Origin of the sequence: Rahnella sp. Larv3_ips (genome assembly GCF_003697865.1) — a bacterium.
Classification (GTDB): domain Bacteria; phylum Pseudomonadota; class Gammaproteobacteria; order Enterobacterales; family Enterobacteriaceae; genus Rahnella; species Rahnella rivi.
The window spans coordinates 633,007-650,353 of record NZ_MJIB01000004.1 but is presented as its reverse complement, the minus strand read 5'-3'; the positions used below and the strand labels follow the sequence as shown (position 1 = coordinate 650,353).

Sequence of the window (17,347 nt, the reverse complement as noted above, 5' to 3'; positions counted from 1 at the left end):
ACCGGCCAGTGATGACGTTGTGCGCCCTGCTTAAAAGTGGCTGACGAATGGCGTGCTGTCGACCGGAATGATTTGAAGACTGGCTTTTAACTGCGGCGTACCGAGATACAGGAACCCGACAATTTTATCATTTTCACCGCATTTAAATGCCTTGCGCACGTCAGGATGATCGGTCCACGCTCCGCTGCGCCAGATACCGTTGAAGCCCTGCGCCAGCGCCGCCATCTGCATCGCCTGAACCGCGCAACCGGCAGAGAGTAACTGCTCCCACTGTGGCACTTTCGCGCTTTCTTTGCAGGCGGCAATCACGGTGATGATTTGCGGCGCACGAAGCGGTGCCTGAGTGGCTTTTTCAATGGCCTTTTCATCCGCGCCGTCTTTAATCGCTGCCGCACGCAGCAGTTCGCTAAAACGCACCAGCCCGTCGTTTTCCGCAATGACAAAGCGCCACGGCTGTAAGGCACCATGATCCGGTGCGCGCAGACCGGCATTGATGATGTTTTGCAGCGCCTCACCGGACGGGGCTGGCGCGGCCAGACGGGAAGCAGAACGGCGGTTGAGTAATAAATCTAAAGCATCCATTGAAAACTCCTGAGCAGAACTGAGAATAATTGCTATTAACCGTACGTTAACATAGGCACGAGGCCTTTTTCCAACCGGGTGATGGCTTTCAGATAATCTGTCACCGGTAAATTCTGAAATGATTTAAAGCTGACTTTTCTCCGGCGGGTCATTAGGATAGCGATACTTTTCCCGTCTTGTTGGAGAGACCATGCGCACATTGTGGCGAATAATCGCCGGTTTTTTTAAGTGGACCTGGCGTCTTCTTAATTTCGTCCGAGAATTTATTCTCAACGTATTTCTTATTGTGATCATTCTGGCCGGGGTCGGCATCTGGTATGCCGTGCAGGATAAACCCGCTGACACCACCAAAGGCGCGCTGCTGGTCGACCTCAGCGGATCCGTAGTGGATAAGCCTTCGGTCAATAATAAAGTTCGCCAGTGGGGCCGCGAACTGCTGGGCACTTCCAGCAGCCGCCTGCAGGAAAATGCCCTGTTTGATCTGGTAGATACCATCCGTTCGGCGAAAGATGACAAAAACATCACCGGTATGGTGTTGCAGCTGACTGACTTCACCGGCACCGATCAGGCCTCCATGCAATATATCGGCAAGGCGCTGCGGGAATTCCGCGACGCGGGCAAACCGATTTATGCCATCGATGACAGCTACGACCAGTCGCAATATTATCTGGCCAGCTACGCCAACAAAATTTACCTGTCGCCACAGGGCGCGGTCGATTTACACGGTTTTGCCACCAACAATCTGTATTACAAATCGTTGCTGGATAAGCTGAAAGTCACCACCAATATCTTCCGCGTCGGGACATACAAATCCGCTGTCGAACCGTTGATCCGTGATGACATGTCCCCTGCTGCCCGTGAAGCAGACAGCCGCTGGGTTGGCGGATTGTGGACAAATTATCTGAATACCGTATCTGCTAATCGTCAGATTACCCCTGAGCAACTGTTCCCGGGTGCGGCAGGCGTTCTGGCCGGGATGCAGGCCACCGGCGGCGACATGGCGCAGTACGCACTGAAAGCTAAACTGGTGGATGCTCTGGCATCACGCAGTGAAACCGAAAATGACATGGTCAAAGCGTTTGGCTGGAATAAAACCACCAAAGACTTTAACTACACCAGCATTTACGATTACTCGCCAAAACCAAAAGCTGACAACAACGATCCGCAAATTGCCGTGATCTTTGCGACCGGTGCGATTAACGACGGTGAAGAACAACCGGGTGCTGTCGGCGGGGATACCACCGCACAACAAATTCGCGATGCCCGTCTGGATCCGAAAGTGAAAGCGATTGTATTTCGCGTGAACAGCCCTGGCGGCAGCGTCAGCGCCTCCGAAGTGATCCGCTCTGAACTTGCCGCCGCGAAAGCTGCCGGTAAGCCAGTAGTGGTGTCAATGGGCGGCATGGCAGCTTCAGGCGGTTACTGGATCTCCACGCCGGCGAACTACATCATTGCCAGTCCGAGCACCCTCACCGGTTCCATCGGTATCTTTGGCGTGATCAACACGTACCAGAACACGCTCGATTACGCCGGTGTGCACACTGACGGCGTGGCCACCTCCCCGCTGGCAGACATCGCGTCCACCAAAGCATTGCCGCCGGAGTTCTCGCAGATGATGCAGCTGAACATCGAGAACGGTTATAAAACCTTCCTCGGCCTGGTGGCTGATGCGCGCCACAAAACGCCTGAGCAGATCGACCAGATCGCGCAGGGGCATGTGTGGATCGGTTCTGATGCTAAAGCCAACGGCCTGGTGGATGAACTGGGTGATTTCGACGATGCCGTGAAGAAAGCCGCAGAGCTTGCGAAACTGCCGAAATGGCAGCTGAACTGGTATGTCAGCCAGCCAAGCCTGAGTGATATGGTGTTTTCACAAGTGAGCGCGTCCGTTCACGCCATGCTGCCTGCGGTGGTTCAGGCTTACCTGCCTGCACCGGTGAGCAAAATGGCGATGGAGCTGAAATCACAGGCCGATCTGTTCAATAACATGAACGATCCGCAAAACCGTTATGCCCTGTGCCTGACCTGCGGTGACGTGAAGTAACGTTCATTTATACCGCAAACAGTCAGCCCGGAGCCTCTTCCCGAGACTCCGGGCTTTTTTTGGGTGGGACACCGGCAGCGAAGTCTTTATACTCACCGCAGTTGCTTTCACCTTTCTATAAAAAGAACACCTTCGATGACTAAAAAATCTATTTATGTTGCCTACACCGGCGGCACCATCGGTATGCAGCGTTCAGAACAGGGTTACATTCCGGTTTCCGGCCACCTGCAGCGACAACTGGCGCTGATGCCGGAATTCCATCGCCCTGAAATGCCTGAGTTCACTATTCAGGAATACGCCCCGCTGATGGATTCCTCCGACATGACGCCGGAAGACTGGCAACACATCGCTGATGATATTCAGGCACATTACGAAGATTACGACGGTTTCGTTATCCTGCACGGCACCGACACGATGGCGTTCACCGCCTCGGCGCTGTCGTTCATGCTGGAAAACCTCAGCAAGCCGGTTATTGTGACAGGGTCACAAATTCCGCTTGAAGCGCTGCGTTCTGACGGGCAAATCAACCTGCTCAATTCCCTGTACATTGCCGCAAATCATCCGGTCAACGAAGTGACGCTGTTCTTCAACAATCGTTTGTATCGCGGCAACCGCAGCACCAAAGCGCATGCGGATGGTTTTGATGCCTTCGCATCACCGAATCTGACGCCGCTTCTGGAAGCCGGGATCCACATCCGCCGCCTTTCCACGCCGTCCCTGCCGCAGGTGCCGGCCGCCAGTCTGAAAGTCCACAACATCACTCCGCAGCCTATTGGCGTGGTGACGATTTATCCGGGAATTTCCGCAGAAGTGGTGCAAAACTTCCTGATGCAACCGGTCAAAGCATTAATTCTGCGCTCCTACGGCGTGGGAAATGCGCCGCAGAAAGGCGATTTGCTGAAAGTTCTGAAAGACGCGTCGGAGCGTGGCATTGTGGTGGTTAACCTGACGCAATGTATTTCCGGTCGCGTGAACATGGGCGGCTATGCTACCGGCAACGCGCTGGCGCATTCGGGTGTGATCAGCGGGTTTGATATGACCGTTGAGGCGGCGCTGACCAAACTGCATTATCTGCTCAGCCAGTCGCACACCCCTGAAGCGATCCGGGAACTGATGCAGCAAAACCTGCGCGGCGAACTCACTGAATAAGAGGCGATATGAAATCTGCATTGTTGCTGGTTGATCTGCAAAATGATTTTTGTCAGGGCGGCGCATTAGCCGTCGCTGAAGGTGATGCCACGATTGCGGTCGCCAATCAGATGATGGCGTGGTGTAAAAAGCGCAATGTCGCCGTCGTGGCGTCTCAGGACTGGCACCCCGCAAAGCATCGCAGTTTTGCGGTGAACTCACATGCAGAAGCCTGGACGATGGGTGAACTGGACGGCCTGCCGCAGGTCTGGTGGCCAGTGCATTGTGTGCAAAACGAACCTGGCGCAGAGTTTCACCCGGCGCTGGAGACACAACGTCTGGATTTCGTGGTGCAGAAAGGCACGAATCTGGATATCGACAGTTACAGCGCGTTTTACGATAACGGACATCTTTCGGCAACCATGCTGAACGACTGGCTGAAAGCGGCCAAAATCACCCATCTGTACGTCATGGGCCTCGCCACGGATTACTGCGTGAAATTTACCGTGCTGGATGCGCTGACGCAGGGTTACGAGGTCACACTGATCACCGACGGCTGCCGTGGTGTAAATCTTCAACCGCAGGACAGCAGCGACGCCATTGACGCCATGCAACAGGCGGGCGCGAAAGTGAGCACCTCGGCTGAGGTTCTGGCGTAATTTCGTTATGGGGCGTCTTTGTCAGGGGCGCCCCGATACCCTGCATTTCCCTGAACTTAAAGAAGATGTCCGAAAGACTCAGGCGTGACACTGTATGTTCGAACACCTTGACGTTAATTTACCAAGTTAAATCTTGTTTAATTGGTGGGATCGGTTAGGGTAGTCCTTCATTCATTTCACGAGGGACGTTTGCATGCCTGTTTTGCACACAGCACATGGCGATATCGATTATCAGGACATGGGTGCGGGTGATACGACGCTTTTTCTCATGCCGGGTTGGTGCCAGCCCAAAACGGTTTTTCATGAGTTCGCTGCGCTGGCGGCCAGCAGCTTTCGCGTGGTGATTATCGACTGGCGAGGTCATGGAAAATCATCGACCGATGGCCAGGATTTTGACGGCGTGGCGTTATTAACCGACGCTCTGGCACTCATCGGACACCTCAATCTTCTGCGGGTAATCCCTGTTTCCGTTGCGCATGCCAGCTGGATAGCCGTTGATCTGGCGGAACGTTTACCAGAACGCGTGCCTGCAGTGGTCTTCCTCGACTGGATAATGAATCAACCCGCGCAGGAATTCTTCAGTTCAATCGAAGAGATGCAGGATGAAAATAGCTGGAAAAACGCCCGAAATGAACTGTACGAATTTTGGCTGGCAGGAAGCGAATCACCCGACATCATCCACCATCTTAAAACCGAAATGTCCGTATCCAGTTTCCAGCTGTGGCGACTTGCAGGGCAGGTCATCGCCGATGCTTATCATCAGCACGGTTCGCCTCTGCGGCGCCTCGAAAAACTCCGTCATCCGCCAAAGGCTACCCACATTTATTCCCTCGACAGAAATGACGAATACCTGCTTTTACAACAGCGTTTCGCGGCGGATCATGACTTCTTTGCGGTGAAACGGCTGGAGAATGCCATCACGCATCTGGCCGTGCTGGAAAGGCCGGGCGATGTACTTGACGCGATGTTGGAAAATCTGGAGGGAGAAAATCTCAGGAGAAAAACATGTTAAAAGTGATTGCAGAAGATTTTATTAAACCGGAGTCGATCGGCACAGTCATGCCATTTTATTCCGAGTTGGTTGAGGCCACCCAACGGGAACCTTTATGCCTTGCTTATCATCTGTTCATTGATGAAAAGGATCCGGGTCATTTCATTTTTATTGAAGAGTGGCCAGACCATGCAGCGCTCGAGGCACATTGTGCCAGTGAGCACTTCAAACGGCTTGTCCCGCTGATTGATAAACACAAACGCAAAGACGCCGCCTATATTCTGATGAAAAGTGCGTTATAACGGCGCCAGTTCTGAAAGATAATGAATGCCAGGGAAATCAGAAAACCCAAGCCCCGCAGACCGGGGCTTGTTACCTTCTGCTGACTACGGCGGGTTAGAAGGGAATTCCCCCCAACACCGGTGCAACAGAAGGTATTTACCCGAAAGATTTTCTGTTACTCCGGTCTGAGCCGAATCAACGTCTCTTCCGCGAACTGTTGTTTCAGTTCCTGTTTGCTTTTCGTGACGATCTGGCCGTCGGTGCCGATGCTCATGTGTTGCGCGTCCACGTTGTGACGCGACTGATACAGCATCACTGCCTGCAAACTGTGATCTTTTTGTTCCGGGGTCAGCGCCACGCCGTCAGGCCATTTGCCCAGTTCGACGGCCTGTGCCAGACGCGCGTAAATTTCAGGCGTCATCACATCAATGAGTTGATTTATTTCCATCTGCTACCCCCTGCTCGTCACCATTATTCACGGGAATTTGAATAATTGCTGAATCGATTTTGTCGGTAAAATTACGTCAGGTTGTCTTTATCGCTCAGCCTGCGGTTTTATCGCCGTTTTCACCGTCGATAAAACTCATCGACGCGGAGTTGACGCAATAACGCTCACCGGTCGGCTCCGGGCCGTCAGGGAAAACGTGCCCTAAATGCGCTTCGCAATTAGAACAGCGGATTTCCACCCGCTCCATACCGTGGGTATTGTCGGTCAGGTAAGTAATGGCGTCGTGTTCAACCGGCTGATAAAAACTTGGCCAGCCGCATCCGGAGTCATATTTGGTGTCGGAGTAGAACAGAGGCGCGTTGCAGACCAGGCAGTGGTAAATGCCGTCGCGTTTATTGTGCAGCAGTTTACCCGTATACGGACGCTCCGTACCGTGTTCCTGCGTCACATAACGTTGAATTTCAGTAAGTTGTTCGAGTGAAGAAGATGATTTGGATTCATTGCTCATAATAATCGTTCTCTGACGAATAGAAAAATCAACTAAAATAACAGTTTATAATAACAAAAAATTAACAACAGGTCTGCCTGTTTTGTCCTAAACTGTAGGGCATCAGCGTTAGCCAGCTCCAACTTGTGATGGCGATCACAATCCTGCTCTTGTGACCCTTTATATTCAGTTTTTCGCCCCCATGTGGTTGTGAGCCGATTAAAAAAACGGAACGTGCAATAAGCGAACAACAGTAGGTCGTCGCTTTGACTTACAGCAATAATTGACACGATTCCGCTTGACGCTCAGCAAGGTTTTTGTAATTTTACAACCAACCTTTTATTCACTAAAAAAATAGCTGGTGGAATATATGACTATCAAAGTAGGTATCAACGGTTTTGGCCGTATCGGTCGCATTGTTTTCCGTGCTGCTCAGGAACGTTCTGACATCGAGATCGTAGCAATCAACGATCTGTTAGACGCAGAATACATGGCATACATGCTGAAGTACGACTCAACTCATGGTCGTTTCAACGGTACCGTAGAAGTGAAAGACGGTCACCTGGTTGTTAACGGCAAAACCATCCGTGTTACCGCTGAGCGTGACCCAGCTAACCTGAAATGGAATGAAGTTAACGTTGATGTTGTTGCTGAAGCAACTGGCCTGTTCCTGGACGACGCGACTGCACGTAAGCACATCACTGCTGGCGCTAAGAAAGTGGTTCTGACTGGTCCATCTAAAGATGACACCCCTATGTTCGTTATGGGCGTTAACCATAAAGAATACGCAGGTCAGGAGATCGTTTCTAACGCATCTTGCACCACTAACTGCCTGGCACCACTGGCTAAAGTGATCAACGACAACTTCGGTATCGTTGAGGCGCTGATGACCACTGTTCATGCAACTACCGCAACTCAGAAAACTGTCGATGGCCCGTCTCACAAAGACTGGCGCGGCGGCCGCGGCGCATCCCAGAACATCATCCCTTCTTCTACCGGTGCTGCTAAAGCAGTAGGTAAAGTTATCCCAGCTCTGAACGGCAAACTGACTGGTATGGCGTTCCGCGTTCCTACCCCTAACGTTTCCGTGGTTGACCTGACTGCACGTCTGGAAAAACCAGCGACCTACAAAGAAATCTGCGCAGTGATCAAAGCAGCTTCTGAAGCAGGCGATCTGAAAGGCGTTCTGGGTTACACCGAAGACGACGTTGTTTCTACCGACTTCAACGGCGAAAAACTGACTTCCGTATTTGATGCGAAAGCAGGTATCGCTCTGAACGACAACTTTGTGAAACTGGTTTCCTGGTACGACAACGAAACTGGCTACTCAAATAAAGTTCTGGATCTGATTTCTCACGTTTCCAAATAATTGGCAATGTTGATGAACTGATTGAAGGGCGACGCAAGTCGCCCTTTTGCTTTCTGTCAGATGCACTTTTTATCAGGCACATGAGTGCGATCAATCACAAAGCTTCCGTTCATCTGTAGTCTTGGTTCTTATCATCGTAATTATTTATCTACCCGATATAAAATCAACAGGACACCAGATAATGATCGAGCAACTCCTCTCCCTACCCGTTGTAAACCAAATCTCCACCACCATCAGCCAGCGTCAGATCGATGAACTGCCGGTTATCGTGGTTGCCCATCCGAAAGTTCATGCAGCCGTGGCCCTTCAGGGCGCGCATCTGCTGGCATGGCAACCGGAAGGCGAAGAACCGGTGCTGTGGATGAGCAGCGCCAGCGCATTCAAAGAAGGCGTGGCAATACGTGGCGGCATTCCAATCTGCTGGCCATGGTTCGGCCCTGCCGGTAAACCTTCCCATGGTTTCGCACGTAACATGCCGTGGACACTGACCGAACACCAGGAAACCCAACAGGGCGTGGTGTTGACGCTGACGCTGAAAAGCTGTGAAAAAACGCGCGAACTTTGGCCACATGATTTCACGCTGACAGCCCGCTTCACGCTGGGTGAAACCTGCCACATTGAGCTTGAATCTACCGGTGATTTCGAGGCCAACAGTGCCCTGCACACCTATTTCAACATTGGCGATATCGCCGGTGTCAGCATTAAAGGTCTGGGCAACAGCTTTATCGATAAAGTTGACGGCGCAAAAGCCAAGCAGGAAGAAGGTGATTTGACCTTCACCGGCCAGACTGACCGCATTTACACCCAGCCGCAGGCGACCAGCGAAATCGTCGATCCTGTGCTAAAACGCACGCTGGTTATTGCACATGAAAACAACAGCGACGTGGTGGCATGGAACCCAGGCTCGGCACTGTCCGTCAGCATGGCGGACATGCCCGATGACGGCTATAAAACCATGGTCTGTGTGGAAACTGCGCAAGTTTCCCTTCCGCACGTTTCTACCCATGCGGCTCCGGCGCGTCTGGCAGTAACATTCTCCCTGCGCAAATAAACCGCTGGCGTTTGCATAGATATAACAAAGGGGCCATCTGGCCCCTTTTTGTCGTCTTAAGGTGAGGTGATGAGCTGGCGTCAGACCATATCCAGCGGCGTTTTATGGTTCGGTGCCGGGAATGCTGCGTCGATTTGCGCTATTTCATCTTCCGTCAGGCTGAGCGTCAGCGCCGCCGCATTATCTTTAACATGCTGAGGCTGAACCGCCTTCGGAATCGCGATCACGTTGCCCGTACGGGTTACCCACGCCAGCGCAACCTGCGAACTGCTGACGCCCCGCGCACGGGCGATGGCCTGCATCACCGCTGACGTCAGCACGTCGTGACGTAATTTACCCGCCTGTGCCAGCGGGCAGTAAGCCATCACCGGTACGCTGTGCTCTTCACACCACGGCCGCAGATCAAATTCAATGCCACGGGCGGCGGCGTGATACAGCACCTGATTGGTCATGCACGCCTGACCACCGGGGATTTTCCACAGTGCCTGCATATCGTCAGTGTCGAGATTCGAGACGCCCCAGCGGCGGATTTTGCCGGATGCCTGCAGTGTCTCCATCGCCGCCACCGTGTCATGTAACGGAATCGAACCACGCCAGTGCAACAGGTACAGGTCTATACACTCCGTTTTTAACCGCTTCAGGCTCTGTTCACAGGCGGCGATAGCTTTCGCGCCACCGGCATGGTGCGGGTACACTTTTGATACCAGAAACGCCGCATCACGACGCCCGGCAATGGCTTCACCGACCACCCTCTCCGCACCGCCGTCTGCGTACATTTCTGCGGTATCAATCAGGGTCATACCGGCGTCCAGCCCCTGCTGTAAGGCCTGTACTTCGGCGCGGAGATCGCTGTTTCGCTCCCCCATATACCAGGTACCTTGTCCGATTGCGGGAACTGTCGTGCCATCAGGGAATTGCACGGTTTTCGCTTTCATCTGTTTCCTCCGGTTGGGTCGTGGCTGAAAAGTTTATTCGATGGTTTTAAAGCTCACTGAACTCTAAATGTGCAAATGGGGCGAAATGCCCCATTAATGTGCAATATGTTCACCGTCGCGGTGCATTGCATCAGAAGGTGTAAGTAACACCTGTCCAGATAATCGCAGAATATGACTTATCGACCATCGGGCTGTCTTTCACTTCATCCGCCAGACGAATATAGCGGCCGGTGAAGAATGCCTGCCACTCGCGGGTGAAGTTATAACGTGCAGAAAGCTCAGCGTACGGGCTGAAGCTGTCATCGGCGGAATAGCTGCTCAGGCCGCTGCGACGTGATTCACCCTTGGTAACGCCATAGTAATAGTCATTCTGATTGCTGCTGTTGTACATCACACCAAAGCCCGGAATCAGCGCCCAGTTATCCTGGCGGATCGGGTACAGGTACGCCGCATCAGCCAGCAAACCGTTACTGTTATTCAATACATCGCCGTTGAAGGTAGCACGCAGCGTACCCCAGTCTTCGATATGTGAATACGCCAGCCCCGCGTATAAGGTGCCGCGACGTTTGTTCAGATGTTTCATCTGATTGTCATCGCTGTCATCCGGGTCAAACCCGAAAGGTACGTATGTGGTGGTCGCGCTGAACTTGTTCTTATCGTCTTTCCACAGGTAGTAACCCGCAGTCAGTGATTTGAAATAAAAATCATCCCCCTCGTAAGAGACAATTGGCACTGGCAAGACTTTATTGTCATAACCGCGATACGGGTTGACGTCGCCCAGCGCAGATGCGCCGAGTGACCAGGTGCCAGCCACGGCAGCATGGCTGCAAAGCACTGCCGCGCCCACGATGGACAGTGTTTTAAGGTTTGAAATTTTCATTGTCTTAATTCCATTAAGTAAAAAATCGTCGCTAGTGTAAATGAACGTTAAACATTGCGCTTAGCATTTACAGTTTTTCAGATTGTGCTGAGACAGCTTTACTCAGTAAAACAGAGGCGATCGCATAATTTATCTGCAAAATATGAAATAAAAATGACTAAAGAAAACACTTTCGGCCCTGAAGGCACGTCCTGTAAGGCTTTTCAGACGATTTGCAGGAACTGAGTCATTGATATGACTTAAAAAACGCCAAAAGCAGAGAGGAAATTTTTCTAATGCCAAACTACGCTTATAAATAGATGAAAGACTTAGCCTGAACCGGTTGCCCGCTCCACCGATTTAAGACAGTTTTTAGTCATTCGCAACTGTCTGCATCCAAGGGGTTCTGCAAGTTGGCATAAGGGTTGCTGTATTCAGGTGGGATCTTTCTTCCGGGAGCGATTGTGTAGATCCAGATTTACGCTCTCATTAACCTGTGCTTTACCCCAGTCACTGGAATGGCAGACGCGATCCCAGGAACGAAAGGTAAAATAACGAAGGACGGGCATCGTATGAACATATTTGACCATTATCGCCAGCGCTATGAGGCTGCCAAGGACGAAGAGTTCACACTGCAGGAATTTCTTACCATTGCTCGGCAAGATCGCAGTGCTTATGTCAATGCGGCGGAACGTCTGTTGATGGCAATCGGTGAACCAGTGATGGTAGATACCGCGCTTGAACCTCGCCTGTCGCGTTTATTCTCGAACCGTGTTGTTGCACGTTACCCTGCATTTGAAGAGTTTTACGGTATGGAAGAGGCCATCGAACAGATCGTCTCCTACCTGAAACATGCCGCGCAGGGCCTGGAAGAAAAGAAACAAATCCTCTATTTACTGGGCCCGGTGGGTGGCGGTAAATCCTCACTGGCCGAACGGCTGAAATCCCTGATGCAACGCGTACCGATTTACGTGCTGAGCGCCAACGGCGACCGCAGCCCGGTAAACGATCATCCGCTGTGTCTGTTTAATCCGCAGGAAGATGCGCACATTCTTGAAAAAGAATACAACATCCCTCCGCGCTACCTCGGCACCATCATGTCGCCGTGGGCCGCGAAACGTTTACACGAATTTGGCGGCGACATCACCAAATTCAAAGTCGTGAAAGTCTGGCCGTCGATCCTCGAACAAATCGCTATCGCGAAAACCGAGCCTGGCGATGAAAACAACCAGGACATCTCCGCGCTGGTCGGGAAAGTGGATATCCGTAAACTGGAAAACCACGCGCAAAACGATCCTGATGCCTACGGTTATTCCGGCGCGCTGTGCCGTGCGAACCAGGGTGTGATGGAATTCGTCGAGATGTTCAAGGCACCGATTAAAGTGCTGCACCCGTTACTGACGGCAACGCAGGAAGGGAACTATAACGGTACTGAAGGCATTTCCGCCCTGCCGTTCAACGGCATTATTCTGGCGCACTCCAACGAATCTGAGTGGGTGACGTTCCGTAACAACAAGAATAATGAAGCCTTCCTTGACCGTGTCTACATCGTGAAAGTCCCTTACTGCCTGCGCGTGTCCGAAGAGATGAAAATCTACGACAAACTGCTCAGCAACAGTGAGCTTTCTCATGCACCGTGCGCGCCGGGAACCCTGGAAACGCTGGCCCGCTTCTCGATTCTTTCCCGCCTGAAAACGCCGGAAAACTCCAGCAGCTATTCCAAAATGCGGGTATACGACGGTGAAAGCCTGAAAGATACCGATCCGAAAGCCAAGTCCTATCAGGAATACCGCGATTATGCGGGCGTGGACGAAGGCATGAACGGGCTGTCCACGCGTTTCGCCTTTAAAATCCTCTCCCGCGTGTTCAACTTTGACCATGTGGAAGTGGCGGCCAACCCGGTGCATCTGTTCTACGTGCTGGAACAGCAAATCGAGCGCGAACAGTTCCCGCAGGACGTTGCTGAAAAATATCTGGAGCACCTGAAAGGTTATCTGATCCCGAAATACGCCGAGTTTATCGGCAAAGAGATCCAGACCGCTTATCTGGAATCCTACTCCGAATATGGACAAAACATTTTCGACCGTTATGTCACCTACGCTGACTTCTGGATCCAGGATCAGGAGTATCGCGACCCGGATACCGGACAACTGTTTGACCGTGAATCGCTGAATGCCGAACTGGAAAAAATCGAAAAACCAGCCGGGATCAGCAATCCAAAAGATTTCCGTAATGAGATTGTCAACTTCGTGCTGCGTGCCCGTGCTAATAACAGCGGCCGTAACCCGAACTGGACCAGTTACGAAAAACTGCGCACGGTCATCGAGAAAAAAATGTTCTCCAATACCGAGGAGTTACTGCCGGTTATTTCGTTCAATGCCAAAACGTCGACCGATGAACAGAAGAAACATGATGATTTTGTCGACAGAATGATGGAGAAAGGATATACACGCAAACAGGTTCGCCTGCTGTGTGAATGGTATCTGCGCGTGAGAAAATCCTCGTAACAGGGGATCGTTGGCAACGCCGTTTGGGGGAAATATGACGTATTTTATTGACCGTCGGCTTAATGGCAAAAATAAAAGCGCGGTTAACCGCCAGCGCTTTTTGCGCCGCTATAAGTCGCAAATCAAACAGTCGATTGCCGAGGCCATTAACAAGCGTTCGGTTACCGACGTCGACAGCGGGGAGTCAGTGTCGATCCCCAATGCGGATATCAATGAACCCATGTTCCATCAGGGCCGCGGTGGCTTACGCCACCGTGTTCACCCCGGCAATGACCACTTTGTGCAGAATGACCGCATCGAGCGACCGCAAGGGGGCGGTGGCGGCGGCAGTGGTCAGGGCGATGCCAGCCAGGACGGTGAAGGCGAGGATGAATTCTCCTTCCAGATTTCCAAAGACGAATATCTCGATCTGTTATTTGAAGATCTGGCGCTGCCTAATTTGAAAAAAAATCAGCATAAACAGCTGAATGAATATAAAACCCATCGCTCCGGTTATACCTCTAACGGTGTGCCGGCCAACATCAGCGTGGTGCGTTCTTTGCAAAACTCGCTGGCACGCCGAACGGCGATGACGGCGGGTAAAAAACGGGAGCTGCGTGAACTGGAATCGACGCTTTCTGAGGTTGAAATCAGCGAACCGGCACAGTTACTGGAAGAGGAACGGCTGCGTAAAGAGATTGCTGAGCTGCGGGCGAAAATCGCTAAAACGCCGTTTATCGATACCTTTGATTTACGTTATCGCAACTATGAGCGTCGCGCCGAACCTTCAAGCCAGGCGGTGATGTTCTGTCTGATGGATGTCTCGGGTTCTATGGATCAGGCGACCAAAGACATGGCCAAACGTTTCTACATTCTGCTCTATCTGTTCCTGAGCCGGACGTATAAAAACGTCGATGTGGTCTATATCCGTCACCATACGCAGGCAAAAGAAGTGGATGAACAGGAGTTCTTCTACTCGCAGGAAACCGGCGGCACCATCGTGTCGAGCGCACTGAAGCTGATGGATGAAGTCATTCAGGAACGTTACGATCCGGCGCAGTGGAACATTTACGCCGCGCAGGCCTCCGATGGCGACAACTGGGCTGACGACTCCCCCCTGTGCCACCAGCTTCTGGCGCAGAAGATCCTGCCGATGGTGCGTTATTACAGTTATATCGAAATCACCCGCCGCGCCCATCAGACGCTGTGGCGTGAATACGAAGTGTTGCAGCAGAAATTCGGTAATTTCGCGATGCAGCATATCCGTGAACAGGAAGATATTTATCCGGTCTTCAGGGAGCTTTTCCATAAACAAACTGAAAACGGATAACCGAACCCGTCAATGTCAAAAGCCGGCACAGATGCCGGCTTTTTTGTTGTTCATGACAGTGTCATTTCGCTCATCCCCCTTTCAGGAAGTTAATCGCCAGTAGCAGCGGATCCTCCTGCTCACCGTTCATCTGCGGGGCTTCTTCTCTGGCGCGGGCAAGCCATAACGCCACCCGTGCCCGGCTGATTTCCTCCCCATTCGATGCAAACATCAGGCAGCACTCGCCTACCATTCTGCATGCTTCCTCAAATGCCAAATTTGAATTTTTCAGGCTGTGCTCCCGTTAATCTGCAAGACAATATGATGAGGTAGTTATCGGCAGATTTTGAGGAGAGTTTGTTTTTTTTACCGAACTTTTACGTAATTTATTATTAAAGGCGGAAAACGTCGAGCAGTGTGGAAAGGAATGAACAGAGGTTTATCGCCCGTCACAAGCAAAAAAAAACCAGAAGATTGCTCCTCTGGCTTTTTAAATTCTTCTTCCCGGCGGGAAAATTACATGCCGTACACCAGGTTCACAGAAGTGACGGTGTCGGTTTTATCCGGCGCACTGGCGGGTGGTTTGGTGTTGTACGTCACGTCGTAAGCCACTTTCAAAGAGAAGTGGCTGTTGATGGCAACGGTCAGCGCAGTTTCGGAGTTCAGCGTGGTTTCATCGTTCGCTAATACTGAAACGCCCTGAGTGAACTTCGCGGTATCGCTTATCTGATAACCGTAAGTGCCTGAGCCGTAAGCCAGCGCACGGGTGGAATTGCCGCCTGCCTGGAATTCATCATGACGCACACCCGGACCTGCTTCCAGATTCAGCGTGTGGACCGGACCGCTCCAGATCTGACGACCGTAACCGACGGTGGCCACATCGCGCGCGCGATAACCGTTGTAGCGGTCACTCAGCCAGCTTGCCTGACCAAACAGGTAGTTAGCGTTATCCATATTGTAACGGGTACGCGCACCGGCCTGATATTTCTCGGATGAACGGACACCGGAAGAGGAGGTGTTACGTGCAGAACCCCACAAGCTGTAAGCGGTGTTGGTATCAAACCAGGTCATGGTGGTATCGGCATTCAGCGTGGAGTTGCTGGTGTTACCGGTTTGTGCACTGTAACCCGCCTGAACATTCCCTACGAACGGCTTCTTCGCCTGAGCGGGATCATCTAACGCAGTGAAAATAGTAGTGTCTGCAAGGCTTGAGATACTGAACAGCGCTGCACCGCAGACTACGGCACACGCTGGTAAACGACGTACAACCCGAAAAAACATTTTGCTTCCCCAATAAGACTTAAGGCAAATAACGATATTGAACTACACGATTTATGCCATTAATTAGGATCCGTTAATCAAGCCTGGCAACTCCGTTTCGATGGCACATACATACAACTATTTTTACCGCAACAAATATAACGTACTCAGCCCGCGAGATCTTAATAAAGCGACCTTTTTAGACAGTTCCTAACCACTTATATTTTTTGCATAACTTCCTGCCATAAAAAAACGCAATCATTACACTTTCCCGCCTTGATTTTTTGTTTCAGGGCGTGAACGTCATGACTGCATCCTGAGGCGCAGAAGCGGCGTCCGGCAGCGTACAGATTTGCGCCGAACGATCTGCTGAATCTTGTCCTTTTGAGCGATGCGGGGTAGGTTTATCCTGATAACGTCTTATTTTTTGCCTCGGGTTCCTCGAAGGCAGCCTTCAGGAGGAGTGGTCAATGGCTTTACAACAAGAGATTATTCAGGCTCTGCACGTTAAACCGCAAATCGATGCCGCGCAGGAAGTGCGTGTCAGCGTCGATTTTCTCAAAAATTATCTGCTGGCCCATCCATTTATTAAATCACTGGTACTGGGCATCAGCGGCGGGCAGGATTCTACTCTCACCGGCAAACTTTGCCAAACGGCAATTAGCGAATTACGTGCGGAAACTGCCGACGACAGTTATCAGTTCATTGCCGTGCGCTTGCCTTATGGCGTGCAGGCCGATGAATCCGACTGTCAGGATGCCATCACCTTTATCCAGCCGGATCAGGTCCTGACCGTCAATATCAAGAACGCCGTGTTAGCCAGTGAAGCGACGTTGCGCGAAATCGGTATCGAACTCAGCGATTTCATCAAGGGTAACGAAAAAGCCCGCGAACGCATGAAAGCGCAGTACAGCATTGCGGGCATGAAGAAAGGCGTGGTGGTCGGCACCGATCACGCAGCAGAAGCCGTGACCGGCTTCTTCACCAAATACGGCGATGGCGGCACCGACATCAACCCGATTTTCCGTCTGAACAAGCGTCAGGGGAAAGCGTTGCTTCGGGAAATGGGCTGCCCGGCGCACCTTTATACCAAAGCACCAACAGCGGATTTAGAAGAAGACCGCCCTGCCTTGCCGGATGAAGTGGCGCTCGGCGTGACTTACGAACTGATCGACGATTATCTGGAAGGAAAAAAGATCGACGACTCCTCGGCGAAAATCATCGAAGGCTGGTATCTGCGCACTGAGCACAAACGCCAGCCGCCGGTCACCGTGTTCGACGATTTCTGGAAGAAATAATCACGCGGCAAATCTCGCGTCAGCACGGACAGGCTCTGCGTGTCCGTGCTTTTTCCCGCCCCGCTCTTCTCCCGCACCGCCCTGATTGTCACAAGTTGCTTTTCATTCATTAACTAAATCATTACCCTTATCGTCCTTTCGGATGACTGACAGTGATGT

17 protein-coding genes are annotated in these 17,347 nt (G+C 51.8%); 10 read left to right on the top strand and 7 right to left on the bottom strand.

The window, feature by feature from the left end; translation table 11 throughout:
- Positions 1-30: 30 nt before the first annotated feature.
- On the bottom strand, positions 31-582 hold the full coding sequence (locus ED901_RS05430) for an NAD(P)H nitroreductase (protein ID WP_056770338.1): 552 nt from the start codon (positions 580-582) through the stop codon (positions 31-33).
- Between the two features lie 190 nt (positions 583-772).
- Here ED901_RS05430 and sppA point away from each other — a divergent pair, with 190 nt between their 5' ends.
- From sppA to ED901_RS05405, 5 genes are all read left to right on the top strand, one after another.
- A complete protein-coding gene (gene sppA / locus ED901_RS05425; RefSeq protein WP_056770334.1) occupies positions 773-2,626 on the top strand; it encodes a signal peptide peptidase SppA in 1,854 nt (617 codons plus the stop codon).
- A 135-nt stretch (positions 2,627-2,761) separates the two neighbouring features.
- The gene (gene ansA / locus ED901_RS05420; RefSeq protein ID WP_056770331.1) at positions 2,762-3,775 is read left to right on the top strand and encodes an asparaginase; all 1,014 of its coding nucleotides are present in this window, start codon (positions 2,762-2,764) and stop codon (positions 3,773-3,775) included.
- An 8-nt stretch (positions 3,776-3,783) separates the two neighbouring features.
- Positions 3,784-4,413 carry a bifunctional nicotinamidase/pyrazinamidase gene (pncA, locus tag ED901_RS05415; protein WP_122095219.1) on the top strand — a complete coding sequence of 210 codons (630 nt, stop codon included), beginning with the start codon at positions 3,784-3,786 and terminating at the stop codon, positions 4,411-4,413.
- Positions 4,414-4,651: 238 nt separating this feature from the next.
- The gene (locus ED901_RS05410; protein WP_371414285.1) at positions 4,652-5,425 is read left to right on the top strand and encodes an alpha/beta fold hydrolase; all 774 of its coding nucleotides are present in this window, start codon (positions 4,652-4,654) and stop codon (positions 5,423-5,425) included.
- A complete protein-coding gene (locus tag ED901_RS05405) occupies positions 5,419-5,706 on the top strand; it encodes a putative quinol monooxygenase (RefSeq protein WP_122095215.1) in 288 nt (95 codons plus the stop codon). Before ED901_RS05410 ends, ED901_RS05405 begins: the two co-directional genes overlap by 7 nt.
- Positions 5,707-5,861: 155 nt before the next feature.
- On the opposite strand, the gene ED901_RS05400 is transcribed toward ED901_RS05405, so the two are convergent.
- Positions 5,862-6,134: a YeaC family protein gene (locus ED901_RS05400; protein ID WP_056770320.1), complete on the bottom strand. Its 273-nt coding sequence runs from the start codon at positions 6,132-6,134 to the stop codon at positions 5,862-5,864.
- 94 nt (positions 6,135-6,228) lie between these two features.
- Entirely contained in the window at positions 6,229-6,642 is a 414-nt protein-coding gene (gene msrB / locus ED901_RS05395; protein WP_056770316.1) for a peptide-methionine (R)-S-oxide reductase MsrB, read from the bottom strand.
- Between the two features lie 349 nt (positions 6,643-6,991).
- Here msrB and gapA point away from each other — a divergent pair, with 349 nt between their 5' ends.
- Both gapA and ED901_RS05385 read left to right on the top strand, forming a co-directional pair.
- On the top strand, positions 6,992-7,990 hold the full coding sequence (gene gapA, locus ED901_RS05390) for a glyceraldehyde-3-phosphate dehydrogenase (RefSeq protein ID WP_056770313.1): 999 nt from the start codon (positions 6,992-6,994) through the stop codon (positions 7,988-7,990).
- A gap of 181 nt (positions 7,991-8,171) precedes the next feature.
- Positions 8,172-9,041 carry a D-hexose-6-phosphate mutarotase gene (locus ED901_RS05385; RefSeq protein ID WP_122095213.1) on the top strand — a complete coding sequence of 290 codons (870 nt, stop codon included), beginning with the start codon at positions 8,172-8,174 and terminating at the stop codon, positions 9,039-9,041.
- A gap of 80 nt (positions 9,042-9,121) precedes the next feature.
- On the opposite strand, the gene ED901_RS05380 is transcribed toward ED901_RS05385, so the two are convergent.
- Both ED901_RS05380 and ED901_RS05375 read right to left on the bottom strand, forming a co-directional pair.
- The gene (locus ED901_RS05380) at positions 9,122-9,976 is read right to left on the bottom strand and encodes an aldo/keto reductase (RefSeq protein WP_122095211.1); all 855 of its coding nucleotides are present in this window, start codon (positions 9,974-9,976) and stop codon (positions 9,122-9,124) included.
- Between the two features lie 130 nt (positions 9,977-10,106).
- Positions 10,107-10,856 (bottom strand): MipA/OmpV family protein, encoded by a 750-nt coding sequence (locus tag ED901_RS05375; protein WP_056770306.1) that lies wholly within the window; start codon positions 10,854-10,856, stop codon positions 10,107-10,109.
- Between the two features lie 551 nt (positions 10,857-11,407).
- On the opposite strand from ED901_RS05375, the gene yeaG reads away from it, so the two are divergent.
- A complete protein-coding gene (gene yeaG / locus ED901_RS05370) occupies positions 11,408-13,342 on the top strand; it encodes a protein kinase YeaG (protein ID WP_056770303.1) in 1,935 nt (644 codons plus the stop codon).
- Positions 13,343-13,376: 34 nt separating this feature from the next.
- Positions 13,377-14,651, top strand: a complete 1,275-nt coding sequence (locus ED901_RS05365; protein WP_056770300.1) for a YeaH/YhbH family protein — start codon at positions 13,377-13,379, stop codon at positions 14,649-14,651.
- 70 nt (positions 14,652-14,721) lie between these two features.
- On the opposite strand, the gene ED901_RS05360 is transcribed toward ED901_RS05365, so the two are convergent.
- A complete protein-coding gene (locus ED901_RS05360) occupies positions 14,722-14,883 on the bottom strand; it encodes a hypothetical protein (RefSeq protein ID WP_122095209.1) in 162 nt (53 codons plus the stop codon).
- A gap of 263 nt (positions 14,884-15,146) precedes the next feature.
- Positions 15,147-15,911 (bottom strand): YdiY family protein, encoded by a 765-nt coding sequence (locus ED901_RS05355; RefSeq protein ID WP_056770295.1) that lies wholly within the window; start codon positions 15,909-15,911, stop codon positions 15,147-15,149.
- Between the two features lie 449 nt (positions 15,912-16,360).
- Here ED901_RS05355 and nadE point away from each other — a divergent pair, with 449 nt between their 5' ends.
- A complete protein-coding gene (nadE, locus tag ED901_RS05350; protein ID WP_122095207.1) occupies positions 16,361-17,188 on the top strand; it encodes an ammonia-dependent NAD(+) synthetase in 828 nt (275 codons plus the stop codon).
- Positions 17,189-17,347 lie beyond the last annotated feature (159 nt).

Bases quoted from the DNA above. Each gene is read 5' to 3' on its own strand.
- ED901_RS05430 (WP_056770338.1), bottom strand. From the start codon at position 582: ATGGATGCTTTAGATTTATTACTCAACCGCCGTTCTGCTTCCCGTCTG.
- sppA (WP_056770334.1), top strand. From the start codon at position 773: ATGCGCACATTGTGGCGAATAATCGCCGGTTTTTTTAAGTGGACCTGG.
- ansA (WP_056770331.1), top strand. From the start codon at position 2,762: ATGACTAAAAAATCTATTTATGTTGCCTACACCGGCGGCACCATCGGT.
- pncA (WP_122095219.1), top strand. From the start codon at position 3,784: ATGAAATCTGCATTGTTGCTGGTTGATCTGCAAAATGATTTTTGTCAG.
- ED901_RS05410 (WP_371414285.1), top strand. From the start codon at position 4,652: ATGGGTGCGGGTGATACGACGCTTTTTCTCATGCCGGGTTGGTGCCAG.
- ED901_RS05405 (WP_122095215.1), top strand. From the start codon at position 5,419: ATGTTAAAAGTGATTGCAGAAGATTTTATTAAACCGGAGTCGATCGGC.
- ED901_RS05400 (WP_056770320.1), bottom strand. From the start codon at position 6,134: ATGGAAATAAATCAACTCATTGATGTGATGACGCCTGAAATTTACGCG.
- msrB (WP_056770316.1), bottom strand. From the start codon at position 6,642: ATGAGCAATGAATCCAAATCATCTTCTTCACTCGAACAACTTACTGAA.
- gapA (WP_056770313.1), top strand. From the start codon at position 6,992: ATGACTATCAAAGTAGGTATCAACGGTTTTGGCCGTATCGGTCGCATT.
- ED901_RS05385 (WP_122095213.1), top strand. From the start codon at position 8,172: ATGATCGAGCAACTCCTCTCCCTACCCGTTGTAAACCAAATCTCCACC.
- ED901_RS05380 (WP_122095211.1), bottom strand. From the start codon at position 9,976: ATGAAAGCGAAAACCGTGCAATTCCCTGATGGCACGACAGTTCCCGCA.
- ED901_RS05375 (WP_056770306.1), bottom strand. From the start codon at position 10,856: ATGAAAATTTCAAACCTTAAAACACTGTCCATCGTGGGCGCGGCAGTG.
- yeaG (WP_056770303.1), top strand. From the start codon at position 11,408: ATGAACATATTTGACCATTATCGCCAGCGCTATGAGGCTGCCAAGGAC.
- ED901_RS05365 (WP_056770300.1), top strand. From the start codon at position 13,377: ATGACGTATTTTATTGACCGTCGGCTTAATGGCAAAAATAAAAGCGCG.
- ED901_RS05360 (WP_122095209.1), bottom strand. From the start codon at position 14,883: ATGGTAGGCGAGTGCTGCCTGATGTTTGCATCGAATGGGGAGGAAATC.
- ED901_RS05355 (WP_056770295.1), bottom strand. From the start codon at position 15,911: ATGTTTTTTCGGGTTGTACGTCGTTTACCAGCGTGTGCCGTAGTCTGC.
- nadE (WP_122095207.1), top strand. From the start codon at position 16,361: ATGGCTTTACAACAAGAGATTATTCAGGCTCTGCACGTTAAACCGCAA.